Source organism: uncultured Parasphingorhabdus sp. (assembly GCF_963975555.1).
Lineage (GTDB): Bacteria > Pseudomonadota > Alphaproteobacteria > Sphingomonadales > Sphingomonadaceae > Parasphingorhabdus.
Genome location: NZ_CAXBHH010000005.1, coordinates 45,337 through 67,091 on the forward strand (window position 1 = coordinate 45,337; position 21,755 = coordinate 67,091).

8 protein-coding genes are annotated in these 21,755 nt (G+C 57.7%); all 8 read left to right on the plus strand.

Features of this window, described 5'->3' with window-relative positions:
• Positions 1-25 precede the first annotated feature (25 nt).
• The 8 genes from AAC060_RS11810 to AAC060_RS11845 all read left to right on the plus strand — a co-directional run bounded on the left by AAC060_RS11810 (position 26) and on the right by AAC060_RS11845 (position 21,742).
• Positions 26-2,149 carry a transglycosylase domain-containing protein gene (locus AAC060_RS11810; RefSeq protein WP_339826443.1) on the plus strand — a complete coding sequence of 708 codons (2,124 nt, stop codon included), beginning with the start codon at positions 26-28 and terminating at the stop codon, positions 2,147-2,149.
• 81 nt (positions 2,150-2,230) lie between these two features.
• Positions 2,231-4,054 carry a cobaltochelatase subunit CobT gene (gene cobT / locus AAC060_RS11815; protein ID WP_339826444.1) on the plus strand — a complete coding sequence of 608 codons (1,824 nt, stop codon included), beginning with the start codon at positions 2,231-2,233 and terminating at the stop codon, positions 4,052-4,054.
• 4 nt (positions 4,055-4,058) lie between these two features.
• The gene (locus AAC060_RS11820) at positions 4,059-4,730 is read left to right on the plus strand and encodes a nitroreductase (protein ID WP_339826445.1); all 672 of its coding nucleotides are present in this window, start codon (positions 4,059-4,061) and stop codon (positions 4,728-4,730) included.
• A 187-nt stretch (positions 4,731-4,917) separates the two neighbouring features.
• Positions 4,918-8,064, plus strand: coding sequence for a CHAT domain-containing protein (locus tag AAC060_RS11825; protein ID WP_339826447.1), 3,147 nt, complete (start codon positions 4,918-4,920; stop codon positions 8,062-8,064).
• The gene (locus tag AAC060_RS11830) at positions 8,064-10,118 is read left to right on the plus strand and encodes an adenylate/guanylate cyclase domain-containing protein (protein ID WP_339826449.1); all 2,055 of its coding nucleotides are present in this window, start codon (positions 8,064-8,066) and stop codon (positions 10,116-10,118) included. Before AAC060_RS11825 ends, AAC060_RS11830 begins: the two co-directional genes overlap by 1 nt.
• Positions 10,105-10,905, plus strand: a complete 801-nt coding sequence (locus AAC060_RS11835) for a hypothetical protein (RefSeq protein WP_339826451.1) — start codon at positions 10,105-10,107, stop codon at positions 10,903-10,905. Before AAC060_RS11830 ends, AAC060_RS11835 begins: the two co-directional genes overlap by 14 nt.
• Positions 10,906-11,007: 102 nt before the next feature.
• Positions 11,008-12,801, plus strand: a complete 1,794-nt coding sequence (locus AAC060_RS11840; protein WP_339826453.1) for a ShlB/FhaC/HecB family hemolysin secretion/activation protein — start codon at positions 11,008-11,010, stop codon at positions 12,799-12,801.
• Between the two features lie 136 nt (positions 12,802-12,937).
• On the plus strand, positions 12,938-21,742 hold the full coding sequence (locus tag AAC060_RS11845) for a hypothetical protein (RefSeq protein ID WP_339826455.1): 8,805 nt from the start codon (positions 12,938-12,940) through the stop codon (positions 21,740-21,742).
• Positions 21,743-21,755 lie beyond the last annotated feature (13 nt).

Here is a 21,755-nt window from a genome sequence, read left to right on the forward strand (position 1 = left end):
GCTGTATTGTTAGTATAGCACAGCAATGGTGAACGAGCAGCCTGATATCTCCCAACAGCGAAAGCGTCGCTGGTACTGGCCCTTCGGCCGGGGAAAAGCCGCCGAAACCACATTCTACGAACCCTATGGCGATGCCATCCCGCCGCGCATCGAAGAACCGGTTGCGCCGCTCAAAAAGCCGCGTGGCAAATGGTGGTGGGTCAGTCGCGGTTTGGCAGCAGCACTGTTCATATTCATCCTGCTGGTCGCCTATCTTGCGATCACCGCGCCTTTGTCCAAATCCCTGCAACCGATTGTTCCGCCGCAAATCACGTTGCTGACCTCCGACGGACAGCCGTTCGCGCGCAATGGCGCGGTTGTTGACGATCCTGTCCAGGTCGCAAAATTGCCCGATCATGTGATGCAGGCCTTCATGTCGATCGAGGACCGGCGCTTCTATACGCACTGGGGCGTTGACCCGCGCGGGTTCGCTCGCGCGCTGTTGAGCAATATCTCCGGCAGCGGCATGACCCAGGGCGGCAGCACGATCACCCAGCAACTGGCCAAGACCACATTTCTGACGCCGGAACGCAGCCTGACGCGCAAGGCGCGGGAGATGCTGATCGCCTTCTGGCTGGAGGCTTGGCTGACCAAGGACGAGATATTGGAGCGCTATCTGTCCAACGTCTATTTCGGCGACAATGTCTACGGTCTGCGCGCCGCATCGCTGCATTATTATTATCGTCAGCCAGAAAAACTGACGCTCAAACAGTCGATCATGCTGGCCGGGCTGGTCCAGGCACCATCCCGCCTCGCTCCGACACGTAATCCCGAACTGGCCGCGAAACGCGCCAGTCTCGTCAAGGCAGCGATGGTCAGCGCCGGCTATCTGAGCCAGACAGAAGCCGATCGCCTCGGCATCGCCCGACTGGATGTCCGCGCCAAAAACGCCCTGCCCACCGGCACCTATTTTGCCGATTGGGCCATGCCGCAAGCGCGGGAACTGACCGACCTCAGCTATGAAAGCCTCAACCTGGCCACGACCCTAGACGCCCGGCTACAGGAAATTGCCCGCCGCGCGGTGGCGCGCGCGCCGCTCGGTCAGGCGCAGGTCGCTCTGGTCGCCATGCGGCCGGACGGGGAAGTTGTGGCGATGATCGGCGGCAAGGATTATGCAAAATCCGCTTTCAACCGGGTCACCCAGGCCCAGCGCCAGCCGGGCTCTACCTTCAAGTTGTTCGTCTGGCTGGCCGCGCTCCGCGCGGGCATGAGCCCCGATGACATGGTCGACGACAGCCCGATCACCAAGGGCGGCTATCTCCCAAAAAATGCAGGAGAAAAATATCGCGGCACGCTCAGTTTGAAAGACGCATTCGCCAAGTCGAGCAATGTCGCAGCAGTCCGCCTGTTTGGTCAGGTCGGCGACAAGGCCGTGATCCGCGAAGCGCGCAATCTCGGCGTCAAATCGCGGCTGGCCGAAGATGACCCTAGCCTTGCGCTGGGCACATCGACGATGAACCTGATGGAACTTACCGCTGCTTATGCAGGGGTTGCGGGTAACAGCTGGCCGGTGGAGCCTTATGCGTTCAAGAGAGAGAAACAGACCTGGTTTGAATGGCTGTTCGACTGGCCGGGGCGGTTCGAATCCAGAATCCATGCCAATATGGAAGCGCTGCTGCGGTCCGCGGTCAACGACGGCACCGGACGCCGCGCGATGCTGACGATCCCCAATTACGGCAAGACCGGTACCAGCCAGAATAATCGCGACGCCCTGTTTGTCGGCTATGCGGGCGACGGCGATGACCGGCTGGTGGTCGGCGTCTGGATCGGCAATGATGACAATACGCCGCTGAAAGGCGTGAGCGGCGGCGGCCTGCCCGCACAAATCTGGAAGGACTTCATGCAGCAGGCTGTCCAGTCCAAGAAAGCCGTTCGCAGCGCCAAGCCTGACAACAAGCCCGATCCCGAAGGACCGGTCACCCCGCTTGATCTTCCGGAAATTCCAGATATTCCGGTAGATATCGGGAATACGGAGGTCAGGATAAACGGCGATAGCGGTGTGCGGCTCGGCACCGAAATTGGCGGCGTGCCGGTTGATTTGAAAATCAATGGCGACGGTGTGGCGATCGAACGGCGGCAAGAGGAAGCGCCCTCCGGACAGGATCGCTAGGCTTATTGTTAAGCCTAACAAAAAAGCAGGAAATTAGGCCTTTGATTCCCCTCGTCTTTCCGCTTAAAGCTGTTCGCTTCTATGGCTGACCGTTCCAAACTTGATGACCTTAAAGACGTGCTGGGTGGCGCGGCGCGCTCTATTGCCGGAGATCCGGACCTGGAGCTGGCCTATACCGCCGAAGCGCCTTCACAGGCCGGTCAGCACCTCAAGGTGCCGATGCCGGCACGCGACCTGCCACCGGCACAAGTCGCCGAAGCGCGCGGGTTTGCCGACAGTTTCTCGCTGAAATTGCGTCATCACAACGAAGCCATGCACCGCAAGAACGCGCCTCAGGAAGCAGTGGCGCGCGCTTGTTTCGATGCGCTCGAACAGGTTCGCACCGACGCACTGGGTTCACGCGTCATGGCTGGCGCCAAGGAGAATCTGAACGCCGCGCTGGAAATGCGGATGCGTTCCGATCCGATTGCGCGGGCACAGAATCGCGATGAAGTTCCTATTTCCACCGCTCTGGCTTTGCTGGCTCGGGAAAAGCTCACCGGACAGGCACCGCCAGCGGGGACGATCAAGGGTCTCGACATGCTCCGCGAGTGGATCGAGGAAAGTGCCGGCGCGGATCTCGATGGCCTCAATCTGACGCTCGACGACCAGAATAGTTTTGCCAAATTGTCGACCCAGTTGCTGCAGCATCTCGATCTGATCAAAAGCGATGATCAATCCGAGGCCGACGACAGCGACGACGACGATAGCGATGAAGACAGCGACGATAGCCAGGATGACGGCGCCGACGAGGAAGCGACCGGCGATCAGGGCGAGTCCGAAATGCGGTCGGAGCCATCGGACGATGATAGCCAGGACGGCGAAAGCGACCAGAATGCCGAGGAACTGGAAGAAGGCGCGGAAGAGGAAATGGGAGATGCCGGCGACGACGGCATGATGCCGGTACGTCCCAATCGGGCCATGTCCGACCTGCCACCCGGTTTCAACTATACGGCCTGGATCGAGAAATATGACGAGGTGGTCAGCGCCACGGAACTTTGCGATGAAGAGGAGCTGACCCGGCTCCGCGCCTTTCTCGATCAGCAGCTGACCAGTTTGCAGGGTGCGGTGACCAAGCTTGCCAACCGGCTGCAACGCCGTCTGATGGCGCAGCAGAACCGCAGCTGGGATTTCGATCAGGAAGAAGGCATGCTCGATGCCGCCCGCCTCGCCCGCGTCGTCAGCAACCCCTCCCACAGTCTGTCCTACAAGATCGAACGCGAAACCGATTTCCGCGACACCGTCGTAACCCTGCTGATCGACAATAGCGGATCGATGCGCGGTCGGCCGATATCCATTGCAGCGATTTCCGCCGACATCATGGCGCGCACGCTGGAACGCTGCGGCGTCAAAACCGAAATCCTCGGCTTCACCACCCGCGCCTGGAAAGGCGGCCAGACCCGCGAAGACTGGCTTGCGGCGGATCGCCCGGCCAATCCCGGACGGCTCAACGACCTGCGCCATATCGTCTACAAAAAGGCGGACGAACCCTGGCGCCACGCCAAGAAAAATCTCGGCCTGATGATGCGCGAAGGCCTGCTCAAGGAAAATATCGACGGCGAGGCCCTGCTCTGGGCGCATAGCCGGCTGATCGCCCGCCCCGAAGAACGCCGCATTTTGATGGTAATCTCGGATGGTGCGCCGGTCGATGACAGCACCCTGTCGGTCAACCATGGCGCCTATCTGGAAAACCATCTGCGCAAGGTGATCGAATGGATCGAAAGCCGCTCGCCGGTGCAACTGGTCGCCATCGGCATCGGCCATGACGTGACCCGCTATTACAAGAAAGCCGTCACGATCATGGATGCCGAGCAACTCGGCGGAACCATGGTTGAACAACTGGCTGGGCTATTTGATGAGGATTGAGTGAATGAACGTAACCGAAGCTGTCACGTCCCGTCGCTCAATACGCCAATTTCTCGACAAGCCGGTCGACAAAGCCGTCCTCGAAAGCGTTCTGAAAACGGCCCAGCGCTCTCCTTCCGGTGGCAACACGCAGCCATGGAACGCAGTGATCGTCGGTGGCGACGAGCTGACCCGGATTACCGCTGCCATCAAGGCCAAGGCCGCGACGGCGCCGATGGGCGAAAATATGGAATATGCGATTTACCCCAAAAATCTTGATGGCCGATACGAAGAACAGCGCCGCTCGGTCGGTCGGGAGATGTTCAACAGCATCGGTCTGGAGCGAGGGGATAGCGCAGGGCGGATCGCACAAATGGCGCGGAACTGGGACAGTTTTGACGCACCGGTGCAATTGTTCACCTACACCAGAAAATATATGGGGCCGCCGCAATGGTCGGATATGGGCATGTGGCTCCAGACCGTGATGCTGTTGCTGCGCGAAGCAGGCCTCGACAGCTGCTCGCAAGAAATCTGGGCAATGTACGGCACCCATATGCGGGAATTGCTTGGCATCAGCGACGACCATATATTCTTTTGCGGTATGGCGATTGGGTATCGGGACCCGGATGCTCCTATCAACAATTTCGACGTCTCGCGCGTCCCGATCAGCGATGTTGTAGAGTTTCGCGGCTTTTAACCATCGCAACCTCCGGGTTTCGGGGGAAACTGGCGTCAGAAACGTCCCGTGATGTGACAACCATCACTCCATCCGACATCAAAGTCGATATTCTCCTATCCGAGACTCGGATTCTCTAACTAATTGGTGTAGTTAAGGGAATATCAGGGTCGCTATCGCGGTTGCCGGAGTCTGAGGGGACAAGGCAATGCACAAATATTGTGGGGAGAATATCGTGCACCGGACGAGTATCGGTTCAATAATATTGGCGTTGGGGTTGGCATCAACCCCGGTCACTGCTTTTGCCCAGGGCAAGCCGGTTTCGTTGCGTGACAGCTTTCCTATAGGCAACAGTCAGGGCGTTTTGTGCCAGGTGCAGGATCGCAGCATCGGGAACAAGGCGAAAGCCGATATGTTTGACCGCAGCTGGGCAATCGTCTGCCGCGATTCCGCAAGGCCGGTCGGTTTTGTCTATTCGTCCAGATCATCGGAGCAGAACCTGCTTGACCGCATTGCACCCCATCGCAACGAGCCGGTGACATGCACCACCAGCGGGACGCCGACAGCGATCGGTGAATTTCGCCATAACCAATGCCATCTGGCAACAGAACCGGTAGCCTATTCACAGTTTCTTGGCCGGGAAAATGGCGTTTCCTATGTCGCAGAGGGCTTGGCCGTTTACGACAGTGCGACGTTGCTGGCGCTCAAATCCATCTTGAATGACTCGATTGTCGAAGGCAAAATCGATGTCGCCTCAACCTCCGTCGAAGATCCATTTGCCTTTGCGCGGGTTCAGGCGGCGACCCTGAAACCCGATCAGGCACTGGCCGAAGGGTACAGGCGGAATCTCAGCGGCGACTATGCCGAAGCCGCCGCCTTTTTCGAAACCCTGCAACAGCGCACTTCCGGCCTGGAGGGGGAGGATATCAACCCCGACGAATATCTGATCAACCGGGCTTTGCAAAAATCCAATCTGGGCGAATTTGCCGAAGCCAATGAACTATTCGAGCAAGCCAGGCAGCGGAACGACGCTGATCCGGTCACCGAACGGCTGCAACGGAATTTTGAAGCCATGCACCTGCTCAATCAGGGCCTGTTTGATGCGGCAGTCCAGCGGCTGAACGTCCCGCTAAAGACGTCGCAGGCGGAGCAAATCGCGCTGACAGAGCGGCTCGAGATTACCACTCCGATCTCCACCCGGATAAACGGCAGCGTGCGTACCCGCAGCCTGCTCGGCTTCGTCAATGAAACGAAATTGAGCGAGCAGGAGCGCTCCGAGATAATCGATGCACAGGCCCTACAACTTTTGGGCACGGCCCAGCGGATAAATGGCGATCGCACGACAGCACGTCAGGCGCTTATAACCGCTTATAACCGCGCCATCGCCGTTCGCGATGGCCGGGTCACGTCCATCACACGACTGAGAGTCCAGATACTCTCCGAACTGGCCCTGATTGCAGAAGCCGATGGCAACTTGGGCGAAGCGGAACAATTGCTCCGCGACGGCCTCGATTTACTGAACATCCAATATCCGGAAACGCGGGCCGTCAACGGCACCAAGGCGCGGCTCGCAGCCTTTCTGTTGCGGCATGGAGAAGAATCCGAAGCACGCCGGTTATATGGTGAAGTCGTCGAAAACTCGCTGGGCAAGCGGAGTGCCATTTCGGGCATGGCGAACCAGCTCACGCCTTATTTCCGACTTCTTGCTGCAGATCCGGCTGCGGCCGAACAATTTTTCAAAGCTTCCCAGATCCTGGTTCGTCCGGGCGTTGCAGAAACACAGGCGGTCCTTTCGCGTGAGCTAAGCGCGGGCACAGATGATGCCGCGCGTCTGTTCAGGCAATCGACCAATCTGGCGCGCAGCATCGAACGACTGCGGATCGGTTTCGCGGCCTTGAACAAAACCGATCCGTCGCCGTCGACTGTCAAGAAAAGCAATGATCTCGCGGCCGAAATTGAAACACTGGAGCGGAGCCAGCAGCTCACTCAGGTCCGGCTTTCCGAATTCCCGCAATATCGGGCGGTTGCCGCACGTTTTCTCGGCCTGGACGAGTTGCGCGCTACCCTGCAACCGGACGAAGCCTATATGCGTCTGACGGTCATCGGCGACAATATTTTCATGTTCTATTCGGATCAGACAGAGGCGAAGACGTACCGTGTACCGTTGGATGAGAGCACACTCGACGGAAAGGTCGACACGCTCCGCGCATCAATATCGGCCTATGAAAATGGTCAATATGTCACCTATCCTTTCGATATCGAAGCATCCCGCGCGCTGTATACCGATCTTTTCGAACCGGTTTCGGATCGGCTTGCAGGCAAGAAACATCTGATATTCGAACCGGATGGCGCCATGCTCCGGTTGCCGATCAATCTGCTCGTTGCCGATGATGCCTCGGTCTCGCGATATCTTGCAGAAAGCGAAGCGGCCGATAGCGATCCGTTCGATTTCTCCGGTGTCAAATGGCTTGGCAGGAATCTCGATATCAGCACCGCGGTTTCCGCACGGGCCTTCGCCGATGCCCGTCAGGCTCCCCAGTCGAGTGCCTCTCGACAATATCTCGGTCTGGGCAAGAACCTGCCAATATTACCGGGTGCCAAAGCGACCGGTATCCGGGGCGGCTCCCAGAATATGAACGCCAAGTGCCAATGGCCACTCAGCCAGTGGGACAGTCCGATCTCCGATCGCGAACTGCGCGAAGCCCAGTCTCTGGTCGGCGCGGGAACTTCCGATATCCTGACCGGAGCGGCCTTCACCGATACCGCGATCCTGTCGAACGACAAAATCAGCGACTATCGCATCCTGCATTTTGCAACCCACGGTCTGGTCACAGCTCCTAATCCGTCCTGCCCGGCAAAGCCGGCGCTACTGACGTCTTTCGGGGAACAGGGTTCAGACGGGCTTCTCGCCTTTGATGAAATTTTTGATCTCAAACTCGACGCAGATATCGTCATTCTCTCCGCCTGCGATACAGCGGGCAAGGCGAGCATCGCGGCAACCCGTAACGCGGGTGTCAGCAGCGGCGGCGGAACCGCTCTGGACGGTCTGGTCCGATCCTTCATCGGAGCGGGCGGGCGTTCGGTACTGGCCAGCCACTGGCCTGCGCCGGATGATTATCGCGCCACAGAACGACTGATCAACGGATTTTTCAGCGACGGTCGCGGTCGCTCGATAACCGAAGCGCTCAGACTATCGCAGCTGGAACTGATGGATGATCCGGTCACTTCGCATCCTTATTACTGGTCGGGCTTCGCCTTGATCGGTGACGGTGCCCGGCCACTCTTGCCCGGCATGACGGACGCGGCGGCCAACAACGAAACGGCTGCTGCTGCGACGAAAGCAGCGCTGAAATAATGACGGCAACCGCCACGCCATCAAACCCGGTTGATAATAATCGCGATGTGAAGGAAGGTGCCAGAGGTGTCTTGCAATCCATGCGCCGTCTGTTCGATCAGCTCGGGCCAATCCGTATCGGGTCCACGATAATATTCATGATCCTCGCGCTTCTCGTTGCGCGTTACAGCTGGACGACGCCTCTGATCCAGGAAGCCGAGCGTGCGCTCTATGATTTGCGCGCCTCCGTCTTTGCGCCGGAAGTGGAAAAAGACGAAAATATCGTGATGATCGTCTATAATGAAGACACGCTGAAGCTGACGGGCCAGCGGTCACCGGTTGACCGGACGATTTTGGCGCAGGCGCTGGAATCGATCGACGCAGCCAAGCCCAAATCCATCGGCATAGATATTCTGTTCACCATGCCGCAGGATGACGATGACCTGCTTATTTCGGCTTTCAAGAACATGAAAACGCCGACTTTCCTTGCTTATGCCGATCCCAAGGAAAATCCCGAAATCGCATTTGCCGAGCATGAGTTCCTGCAACAATTTTTCAAAGAGGCCCGCAGCGAGAATGTTCAGCCGACTGATATAAAGCTGGAAACCGATAGCGACGGTGTCCAGCGCCGATGGACCCCGCACAGACCGGGTGCGCCGCCTTTCATGGCCATTGCGCTGACCGGCCCCAATCCGAAATTTGCCAATAATAGCGGCGCGATCCGCTATCATGTGCCGGCGGCGACCGATGTCCCCGTATTTGACAAATTCCCGATCGAGAATTTCGCTGATCCGGAAATTGCGGACATGCTCGGCTCGTTTATCGCGGGCAAACATGTGCTGATCGGCGGCGATTTCATCGATCGCGACCGGTTTGAAACGCCGGTTGGCGGATTGACCAACATCAGCGGGGACGATGGCAAGATGATCGGACTGGAAGTGCATGCGCATATGCTCGCCCAGTTGCTCAATGATGATCTGCCGACCCCGGTTGCCAACTGGGCCTTGTGGGTGGGGGCGCTAATCGTTGCAATTTGCGGTGGCCTCTCCGCTCTGATCGTCGGCAATGCTCTGAAGGTCGCCTTCATACTGCTCGGCCAATTTGTATTCTTTCTCACTTTTCCTTTCCTGCTGCAAAATATCGGGACCGATACGCTGACCCTGCCTGCCTTTGGCTGGGGTGTCGGATGGTTGCTTGGCTATGCCTCGGTCGGTTCGGCCGCGCGGACCATCAATTCCAAACAGCGGGCCTTTGCGCAGAATGCTCTGGGTAAATATCTGCCGAAATCGATTGCAAGCGAGATATTGAAAGATCCCGAGAAACTGGCGTTGCACGGGGAGAAGCGGAAAATATTCGCGGTGTTTACCGATCTCGAAGGCTTTACCAAGCTGACCCACGCGATCGAGCCGGAAATGGTAGCAACCCTGCTGAACGATTATCTCGACCGGTTGAGCGATGTGGCGCTGGAATATGGCGGCACTATCGACAAATTTGTCGGTGACGCGCTGGTCACCTTCTGGGGCGCTCCCATCGCCTATCCTGATGATGGGGAACGAGCGGCCAAAGCGGCCTATGCACTTTATCAGGCCGGTGAAGAGTTTCGCAAAAATGTACCCGAAGGGGTGCCGCCGATTGGCAGAACCCGGGTCGGCATGCATTATGGCGATGCCATCGTCGGCAATTTCGGCGGCGAAGGCCGTATCCAATATACCGCTCTCGGGGATGCCATGAATACCGCGGCACGCCTGGAAGCTGCCAACAAGACCCTGGGGACCAAAGTCCTGCTGAGCCGGGAAGCGATGGAACGAACCGGCCTCGACTGGTTTCGGCCAATGGGCCGGATCACGCTACGCGGTCGATCCACGCCGGTCGATGTGTTTGAACCTGTCCCCGACTGGGAAGAGAAAGATCGCGCAGCAGTGACCGCAGTCATAGCCGCGCACGAAATCGGTGATACTGGTTCTATTCAGGCACTGGGTGTCATGATCAAGGAAAATGGCGAAGACCAGGGTCTCGCCAATTTGCTCAAACGACTGCAAACGACAAAAAATGGAGAAAGCTATGCACTTGGATAAGATTGATCCGGTAAAATCCGGCGGAGCCCTTCCCCTTCTTGCGAAAGCCGCGCTCGGTTCGCTTCTGCTGTTCGGCGCTGGCGGGGTTGCCATGGCGCAGAATATGGTCGTCCGTTCGACCGGCCCTTCGGCCAGCAGCTATCCTGCGGGCAAAAAAATGGCGAATGATGCAAAAGTCTCGCTGAAGGCTCAAGATCAGGTAACCATTTTGACCAAGTCAGGCACGCGCGTTCTCAAAGGTCCGGGAACCTTTTCGCTTGCACAGGGCGCAGGGTCGGCAACCAGCGCATCACGCCGGCTGTCGAGCTTTATCAGCAATCGGGGCAGCAGCCGGGCGAGAACCGGAGCCGTTCGCGCTGCCGGTAGTGTCACGGTCGAAACGCCGAACAATCCCAACCTCTGGTATCTTGACGTGACCAAGGGCGGAAAATTCTGTGTTGCCGATCCGGATGCGCTGGTTGTCTGGCGGCCCGACTACACAGGGTCGGCGACGGCTTCGATTGTCGAACCGAAGGAAGGCAATGTCACCGAAATCGCATGGCGGAAAGGCAATCCGCTGAAAGCCTGGCCGAAGGATGTTCTGCCAGTCACCGACGGTGCGAGCTATCGCCTGCTCGGATCGAACGTTCCACAATCGGTCGAGGTGAATTTCGTGGTGCTGCAAAACCAGCCTACCGACCTCGATGATACCGCCTCCATGTTGATAGAAAACGGATGTAGCGGGCAACTGGATTTGCTGGTTGAAACACTTGATCTGAACAGCGGGGAACCGGCAGATCAGGGTTAGCTTATGAAGAATATCTGCCGTCCGGAATGAGGGCTGGACGGCAGAATGGGGATAAGATGGTTCAGTGGGTCGTACATGGATCATCGAAAAACGGGGACTAATATGTCGCGCACGCGCACAACAGTACAAACAACAGCTATGGCGGCGGGTATCGCCATATTGACAACAAGCCTGCCTGCCTGGGGCCAATCGTCCGTCGCGGCACCGACCAGGGAAGAAATCCAGCGCGGAGTCGTGGACAAAGGACTCCAAGGCCAGTCCCGGACGCTATCCGTTGACAGCGAAGTCGAGCGGTCCGCCTGCCCGCTCGCCGGACCGGAATTCTCCGATGTCCGCTTCACGCTGAAGTCCGTTGATTTCACCGGACTGATTTCAGTGGATCCCGGTTCGCTGACATCGTCCTACGCAGACTATGTCGGTCAGGACGTTCCGGTTTCAGTCGTCTGCGATATCCGCGACCGGGCAGCGACGATATTGCGCAGCAATGGCTATCTGGCCGCCGTACAAGTCCCGCCCCAGACAATTGATCAGGGCAATGTCCGCTTCGACGTGCTGATGGCACGAATGACCTCGGTGCAAGTCCGGGGCGATGCCGGACGATCCAAAGGCCTGTTGCAGAAATATATCGAAAAACTGGCCGCACAGCCGGTTTTCAACATCAATATAGCAGACCGTTATCTGCTGCTCGCCCGCGACATTCCGGGTCTGGATGTACGGCTTTCGCTTCGGCCGGTATCGGCGGAATCCGGCGGACAGCCGGGAGAAGTGGTCGGCGAATTCAACGTCATCCGCACGCCCGTCTACGCCGACGTCAACTTCCAGAATTTCGGCTCCGAAGCTGTCGGCCGCTTTGGCGGACTTGGCCGGCTCCGGTTCAACGGGCTCACCGGAATGGGTGATGAAACCGTGATCAGCGGCTACACGACCTCTGATTTGAAGGAACAGCAGGTTCTGCAAGCCAGCCACGAATTCCGCGTTGGTGGCGAAGGCCTGAAGCTGGGTGCCAATTTCACTTACGCATGGACCAAGCCGGAACTGGCCGGCGGATTTTCGATCAAATCCGAAACGCTGGTTGCCAGCGCTTATGCAAGCTATCCCTTTGTCCGCAAACAGTCGCGCAATATCTTCGGGACAATCGGCCTCGACTATATCGACCAGCGGACCGATATTCTGGGCACTCGCACCAACGAAGACCGTCTGAGTGTGGCTTATGCCCGCGTTGACTTCAGCCAGATCGAACCGGGGAGCATTTCGGGACGGGGCGGCTATTCCGCCTTCGAACCGAAATGGGGCATCGGCGGCTCGCTGGAACTCCGTCAGGGCCTTGACATATTGGGTGCCAGCGAGGGCTGCGGCCCGGCATTTGTCAACTGCATCGGCCAGACCGTCTTGCCAACCCGCGCCGATGGCGACCCGACAGCATTTGTCGTCAGGGGACAGGCAAAAATAGATTACCGCCCCACCCCGCTGCTGGCATTGACCTTAAAACCACGACTGCAATATTCGCCGGATGCCTTGTTCTCCTATGAAGAAATATCCGGAGGCAATTATACAACAGGCCGTGGCTATGATCCCGGAACGATCATCGGCGACAGCGGCTACGGGCTGCAGACAGAGATCAGCTACGGCTCCCTGCTGCCCGATTCACCCGAGGGGATCGCGGTACAACCTTATCTGTTTTTTGATCTGATGGGCGTCTGGAACAAGAACAGTCCGGGTGATCCGCAGAAGCTCTATTCCGCAGGTGGCGGGTTCCGTACGACCATTGGCCAGCGGGCCAGTCTGGACCTGACCGCGGTCGTGCCGCTAAAACGCGCAGCCTTCCAGACCCGCCGCGATAGCGCGCGCGCCCTCCTGACTTTGACGATCCAGCTCGCGCCGTGGAAGCGCAGATGATGAAATCATTGTTCGACCAGAGAATAGCCGCAGTTCAACCGAGGACAGCAAGATGACGACAAGACCGCAAAGCAGAAGCCCAAAAGCGACCACAGGCCCTGGCCGGAAAAAAATGCGGTGGCTGTCCGGAAGTTCTATGGCGGCGGCAGCCGTCCTGCTGGCGGCCGCGCCGCAAGTGGCAAAGGCGCAAACACCGTTGGGCGCGCCAATACCGGGATTGAACGAGGCACATGCTTTCACCCCTGCTGACGGGCAGGCGTTTCAGGCCGGTGTCACGAGCCCGACGGGAGGCGCGGTTTTTACGGGTCCGCGTACGACCAATATGGATCAGCTACAAATATCGCTGAGCGAAGTGGTGTTAAACTGGACACCGCTTGACACGGATGCACCGACTTTTGGTGCCGATGGTCTGGTCAACAACCCGATTAATATATTACCCAGCGGTAGAACTCTGCAGTTTGTGTCTAACGGCACAAACTATACGGTTCTGAACCGTATTTTGCCGGCGGTAGCCGCCGATGGCAGACCGGTACAGTTCAACGGCACTGTCGAAAGTTTTTTAGACCTTGGCGCAACGACGCCGGGCGGCAACATCTGGTTCTATAGTCCGGGCGGAATCATCGCCGGCGCCACCAGTACATTTGACGTCGGCAGCCTAGTGCTGACCACAAATGATATAAATACAACTGGTGGACTGTTGGGTGTAGGCGGTGAAATGCGCTTCAGCGGCATCGCTGGCAGCAAATCAGCGATCATTATCGAAAATGGTGCGCAGATCAATGCGCTCAACAATGGCAGCAGTTACGTCGCCATGGTTGCCCCCCGCGTCGTTCAGGGCGGTGGCGTGAATGTCGATGGGTCGGTTGCCTATGTCGCAGCCGAACAGGCTGACCTGACCATCAACAACGGACTTTTCGATATTACAATCGGCGTGGGAACTTCCGATGCGAATGGCATTGTCCATAGCGGGACGACAACCGGGCCGTCATCAACCCCGAGTTTTAACGGCGCGGGCGCTGTAACCAACGCGGACGCTCAGGCCATATATATGGTTGCTGTGCCAAAAAATGATGCTGTAACAATGCTGATCGGAGGAGCTGTCGGTTATCAGCAAGCTGCCAGTGCAGGCATCGTCAACGGCAATATAGTGCTCAGTGCTGGTGGCAATGTTTCTGTTGGTGGCTCCGACGTTGCGCCGACAAACCTGATTGAAGAAAATCTAACTTCGACCGCAGCGACCAATATCCAGATCGGTGGCGGCGGCGTGACCACTTTTGATTCGACGCTCGAATTATTCGCTGCAGACAGCATTACATTCTCGGCCGAGTCAGATGCGGATTCGATCATCATTTCCAACGACGTCGGTTCGCAGGATTTGAACCTGACCGCGGGCAATGAGATCAATCTCAATACGTCCGGCGGTGGCCAGATATTCGTCAATGGCGACATAAATCTGACCGCAGGGACCGGCGCGACGGGGGGCAATATAAACCTAAACATTGATCGCACCGGCTTTGGGTTTCAGGCCAATACCGGACTGCGTCTGACCGGCGATTTGAATTTCGACAGCCGTGGCATCGGTGCCGACGATTTCTTTACGGTCATCGACAACGGCGGTACCGGGATAGGCCAAGATGCCACGGGCGGAGACGTCACCATCAACATCACCAATGGCGGCCTGTTGGATGTCGGCGGAAATACAACGTTCCTGGCCAGCGCCCAGGGCGGCAAAGGCGAGATTCAAAACGGCTTTGCGCAAGCAGGCGATATCACGTTCAACATGGACGGCGGCACCGCGCAATTTGGCGGCAACGTCAATTTCAACGCCTCGGCCATAGATGCGGGTTCCGGAAAAATTGGCGGAAACGGACCCGGTTTACTGGGCAGTGACAGCATCGCCGGTAATGTCGGACTGAACCTGTCGGGCGGCGAGATGACGGTCAGCGGCACTCTCCAGATAACAACCGACGCGGAACGTACCAGCGGTTCGGATAGTACAGTAGTCCAGAACAATGTCGCCGTCGCAGGCGCAGTTGATCTTGCCATCTCAGGCGGGCTCCACAATTTTGGAAGCGTGGGAATTTCCAGCGTTGCAAGCGGAGGGGAATCATTTGACGCCGGCGGCAACAACATTGCCGGTAACCTCAGCCGCGGCGCGGTTAATTTTGCCGTCAGCAACTCCGGCACCGATGTATCAATAACCAACAACATGTTTATTGACGCCAGAACATCCGGCAATATTGTGAGCGATCCTGCGATAGACGCGGTAACGATCAGCATTCTCAACACAAGCGGCGAGGGTGCAGGACTCAATGTTACGAACGAAATCTCGATACAAACCGAGGCGTCCAATGGTCTTGCCGGCAGTAATCTCACCTCCGGATCAGTCTCCATAAGTGCCGATAACGGCGATATCAGTTTCGGTAGTCTTGCCGTAGACACCAGCTCGACAGTTGGATTTTCAGCGACCGAATTGAGTGACGGGCTAATTGCCGGAGACATCGATATCGTAGCGCAAAATGGTGGCATTATATCAAGCGGTAATGTCGATTTATATGCCAACGTAACTACCCAGGCGACCGAAGGGGTCAACGCGGCCGGCGGGAATGTGCTGATTCACGCAAATGATGGCTTCATCGATTTCACCGGATTTTTCAATGCCGATGTAAGCGCACAGGCAGGCGCAACAGACCCGTCGACAGTAACCAATGCACAGGGCGGAACCGCCAGAATATTGCTGGAAGGCACATCGCCGATAAGCAGCAGAATCGATTTTGTGGACATTAATTTCAATTCGGACGGTCTGATCGATACCAATCTGGAAACGACTGTACCTTTTGAAGGTGATGGTGGCACCGGTTCAGGCGGTAGCGTTATATTTGACCTTTTCGGCGGTACATTCGTCGCAGGTGATATTGTAACCAGCGCCAGTGGCTCAGGCGGTCGAGGCGGAGCCATAGTGACATTGCCCGCCCCGAATGTGGCGGCGCCTTTCGCTTCTGCTTTCGCGGCACCAGAGGATCTTAGCGTGGTAAACGCTGCCTTTGCGGGCGGCGTATCGGCAGGTGACGGCGGCGATGGCCAGGGCGGTGATGTAACATTCAACCTGAACGGGGGCAATGCGACCGTTACCAACCTCACTATTTCAGCAAATGGCTTCGGCGGTAACGGAGCCAATGGCGATATAAACAACGGCACCTCCGGCGGATCCGGCGGTCGCGGGATCGGCGGCAATGCAGTTTTCAACGCACAAACCGGGAATCTGACCGTCACCAATACGCTAACCGTGTCTGCCGAGGGTAATAATCAGAACATCGCCCCTTATGGATCTTACGGAGCGGGTGGTTATGGTTATGCCTCTGACGGCGGCAATGGTGGCGACGGGATCGGCGGCACCGCAACCTTCAACCTCGACGGTACCGCAACAATCAATGCCACTAACATCGTCATCTCCACCAGCGCCGATGGCGGATATGGCGGAGATAGCACCGACGAGTTCAGCGGAGCGGCTCCCGCCGGGCTTGGCGGCCGTGGCGGCAACGGGACCGGCGGCGATGCCACGTTCAACAATAATGCGGGTACTCTGGGTTTCGACCAGCTTTCGGTAACTTCAGTCGGAACCGGCGGGGATGGCGGCGATATTTTTGGTGCAAACACCGGCGAAGCGGATAATTTCGGGGGCGATGGCGGCATCGGAACCGGCGGGAATGCTACCATCAACATCAATCAGGATGATCTCAACAACCCTGTTTACGTCGTCGACGCCAGCGGCGTCGGTGGCGATGGCGGCTATGGCGTGGACGGAGGCGATGGCGGCGCTGCCTTTGGCGGCACAGCGGCAATCAATATCAACAATGCTACGGCGAATCCTGATGACCCAACCATCATGGCCAATGCTACCGGCGGCAACGGCGGTGAAGGCAGGATAGATACTAACCCCTCGGCCGACCCTTCAATAACGGGTGTGGGCTACAGCGGCGACGGCGGCAATGCCACGGCGGGGACGGCGCGTTTGCAAGTCACCGGCGCTGGCGGCAATATCGATCTCGGTTCCATCACATTGGAAGCCAATGCTACCGGCGGCAACGGGACGGACGGTTACTACAGATACGGCGCTGGCATAATCGGCGGCCGTGGTGGATCGGGCGGCGACGCTTCTGGCGGCACGGTAGAGCTGATCGCGCGGACCGGCGGAACGCTGTCATTAACATCCGGTGATTTTACCATGACCAGTACCGGCATCGGCGGAAATGGCGGCGATGGTGCGGACTCCGCTGACAACGCAGCTGGCGACGCCGGCAACGGCGGCAACGCGACTGGCGGCACCGGTCGCCTGCTTGCGCAGGGCGGCACAATTTCCGGTAACAATCTGGACATAACCACAGCCGGTCTTGCCGGTGATGGCGGAATTGGCGGTATAGTTTTGAATCCCGGTTTCGGAACAGCCGGTGTCGACGGCACAGGCGGAGACGGCACCGGGGGAACCGGCATTATCGAGGTTCAGGAAGGCAGTCCCGGAATACTGAGTTTTGCCGACGTTACCATAAATGCCAACGGCACGGGCGGTGGCGGACCTATTGCCGGTGTCGGCGCGGGTGGGCGTATCGAAATTTCCGACAGTTCGACCGATCCGGCAGGACTGATAAGCTTGGGCAGCCTGGCAGCCAGTGCCTTTGATGCCGCAATCGGGACCGGGACCGGCTCGGGTTCGGCCCCTCTTGGCGGCTTCTTCACAACAGCCAACAGCGGAGCTGTATCGATTCTCGGTGATCTGACCGTGGATGTCGCCGGCAATATCGAATATGATCTCGACGGCGACGCGCAAATGACGGTGGGCGGCAATGCTACGCTGAACAGCGGTCAGAATATCCTGATCAACCATACGAACAATACTACGTCGGTAAATTCCATCGATGTGTCGAGCGTCTTCGCGGCGACAAGTCAGGGCGATTTCATCAGCACAGACGGCTCCCGGATCAACGCGGGTGGCTCGGCTTCGGTTCGCGCAGAGCAGAATGCCACCGTCGCCGATCTAGCCGGTGTCGGCCTGGTCGATATTTCTGCGCTGCAGAATGTCGCCGTCAACAATGCTGCCGTCACTGGCGTTCCCGCCGTGGTCTCCGTCGGATCGCTGTCTTACGTCGTGGCACCACAATTGACGATCAACGCAGGATATGACCCTGCAGTATCACCTCCTCCAATCTTCGATCCAAGTTTCAATGCCACAATAACCGGCGACGTCACATCGACCGGGTTCATCGCCATCGGCGCGGGCGGCAACGCCTATTTCCGCGCCGGCAGCAATGTCGTGTCTGACAATGGTCTGGCGGTCCGTACCGGCGATGATATCATCATTGAATCCGGAGCAAGCCTGACCGCTGCCAATAATCCATCGACATCGCCCGACGCTTCTTCCACGTTTACCAATCCGGGCAATCTGATCTTGCAGGCCGGGGACTTTACCGGTCTGTTCGGCAGTCCCATCGGAACACTCGGCACCACGCCGCTGACGCCGATTGCCTCGATTGTTGCAGCAGGCGATCTCGACGCAAACGGCTTCGCGGTCGTCATGACCGCCAATGCAGTCGACGGTCTCGGCGGCACGATCACCGCCAGTTCGATCAGCGTGGACATCAACGATGCTCCTCCGACTGGAACGGGCCAGATTGATGACAACGGGCTGCTGAGCGCACAGTGCCTGCAGGGCAATGTCTGCCTGGGCACGCTCAACGCGGACAATCTGGTCTACATCGGCCGGGCGAGCAACAATGACGTGATCCAGGCCATCATCGAAAGCGGGACGGTTTCGGCCAACGATATACTGGTCACCACCCGCCGCGACATTGTCATGGGAACGACGGGCATCGCGACGGTTCTTGATGCGTCGAACCAGTTCATTGTCGAAAGTACCGAAGGCAACGTCGACCTGCGCAATGCGTCGGTCAGCAGCACCAGCATATTGATTAGCGCTGTCAATGGCAGCCTACTTGGCTCCGGATCGCTGACCAGCGACAGTGATATCGGTATCACCGTGGCGGCAGATATCAACGCAGCATTGATCGACACCGGCGGCCAGCTAACCACCGTCGGGTCAGTCGACGGTGATCTGGAAAACAGCTACACCGTGCCGGGTAGCATTGACGTCGGCACACTGACGCAAGGCGGGGATATCGATATCAACATCCTCGCGGGCGGCGACATCAGCTTTGGCCAGATCAATCTGCCTGCCGACCGCAGCATTGCGCTGACCGCCGCTACCGGCGATGCCTTCCTCGGCAGCAACAGCAGCGCGACTTCGGTCTCGGTTCTTGGCAATAATGTCGGCTTCCACAATCTTCAGTCTAGCGGAGCCATCACGCTCAACGCCACGAGCGGCGACCTGACCGGTTCCGGTCCCGGTGACCTGACGGCAGGCGGCGCGATCAATCTCGACGCTTCGAATGCGATCAATATCGGCAACGCCACGACGACAGGTATTGGACAGAGCATCAATCTGGTCGCCAATGATGTTACCGCTGGCGCTCTCGAAACAGATAGCGGCGATATTTTGGTTTCAGCGGCACAGAATATCACGCTCGTTTCCGCTGTCACCGGAACCGGCACCCCAACCGCCGCCTCGATAGGTTTGCTCGCCGGCGGCAATATTTCCTCTACCGGAGCCCTCAATGCCGGTGAAGATGTGGCGATCCGGGCGCTGGGCGATGTCGCTCTGGGGACGGTATCCGCAGGCGACGATTTCACGGTTCAGGCCGATGGCGCGATTACGCTGGATAGTGCAACCACCAGCGGCACCGGAATCGACCTGTTCGCCTTGGCGTTCAACACGGCCAATGCCGGTCAGGCCGGATCGATCGCCTTTGCCAGTGAAACGATCACGGGCTCGAACATCCAGCTGGATAGCGGCAGCGATGTGACGGCTACCGGTGCGCTCAATGCTGATAATGATATCAATATCACCGCAACCGGAACGCCAACTGTTGCCAATGCAATCAGCGGCAGCAACACAAGCATTTCGGGCACTTCCGTTGTGCTCAACAACGGAACTATCGGCGGCAACCTGACACTCGCCGCTCTCGCGGGCGATATCGATGGCAATGGTACCGTGGTTGTAGGCGGCGACATCGATCTCGATGCCACCGGCAATGTCGGCTTTGGCGATCTTGATGCGCAGGGAGGCACTTTCACTGTCGATGCGGGCGGTAATATAGACTTCATCAATGCTTCGAGCGGCAGCGCCATGAGCCTGAATGCTGGCGGCGACATCAACGGCGGCGATCTGACTTCCGGTGGCGATATCGCGATCGACGGCGGCAATGATGCCAATCTGGGGTTCGTTGACAGCATCACAAATGTGAGTGCCCAATTGCTGGGAGGCTTTGTTGCAGACACAGTGAGTGCGTCCCAGACGGGTCAGGGTGAAGTCGACATCAGCGCTGACAACGGAATCGATATAGCCAATGTCTCGGGCAATGACATATATCTGACCGCCGCAACCGGCCTGGTCAATGTCACCAACAACGTCGATGTGACCAATAGCATCATCGCATCGGGCGAAGCCGTCTCTATTGTCACGCAACAAGATACGACGGTCAGCGCCGAAGCTACCAATGGTGATGTCGGGCTATTCTCGGCAGCCGGTTTGATAATTCAAGGCGCGGAAGCCACAGGCGACATCAGCATGAGCGCCGGCAATGTTCTGATCGACGGTTTGGTGAGTGCGGACAATCAACTGCTGATAACCGCGGATGGGTTGATAGACATTCAGGCTGAAACAATCGGCAACACTATTGAGACGGTCAGCGCCGATATGAATATCGGTTCTACCGGCAGCCTTGGTCTGAACGCTTTGACCAGCGATATCCGCATATCCAGCAACGGCAGCACGCAGATGATGCTCGGCGACGGGACGGATCTGACCGGCACCTTCTCGCTCAACAATGACGAATTCAGCCGGATCCGTTCGGGCGGCGATTTGACAATCTCCGCCGCCGAGACAGGGCTCAGCGGATTTGACCTGACGATTCAGGAGCTTTCGGCAAGCGCGTTTTCGGAAGGCAATTTCGCTGAAACTGGAAACCTGAATCTCTCAGCAGTGCAATCGATAAGGGTGAGCGGCAATCTGTCTGTACAGGGTGGTTTGGACTCTAACCTCAATCTCGCTGCTGGCGATAATCTGTTAGTTAACGCCGCAACCGGCTCCATTGCCATGGGAAATGACAGCAGTCTGTCAGGGAACCTCTCCCTCACCGCACGCAATATCTACGCGATGACGGATCAGGCTTTTGACGATATTCAGGGCATGACCACCGCCGGAATTGACGAGCGACTTGCCCAGAATGACGGCAATGTCCGGGAGAACGGATTCATTGTGGCAGACGCGATCAGCGTCACTCTGCTTGCCAGCCAGTTCTACGTTCAAAATACCGGCAATGGCACTGACTTCGATGCCCGGCGAGGCTTTGTGGCCGGCGCTGGCGGTCTGAGCATCAATGCTGGTCCAAGTGGTATCACACCGATTGTCATCAATGGCACAGTCAACGGCGCAACCGGTATTGCGGCCATTCCAGCGACAACGATCACGGGAGCCGGCTACAATCCACAATCTACAATCAACGGCTGTGTTATCGCCAACCCTGCGAGTTGCGCGCCTACTCCAACACCTACTTCTGAACCGGCAATACCCGGGATAGATGATCCGGTGCAGGATGTGATTGAAGAAGAGGTCACACCGGAGCAATATGCGGCGGATCCGCTCGCGAGCAATCTGATCGAGATCAAGGAAATTGAAGATCTGGCTGATGATCCGTTGATCGACGAACCGGTAACCGGCGCGGGTAATGATGATCTCTGGGTGAACGGATTTGATTGCGAGCTCGATAATAGCGGAAAATGCCAGACCGAAGACGATGAGGACGAAGAAGAACTCGAACCGGCAGAATGATCGCGGCGAACAA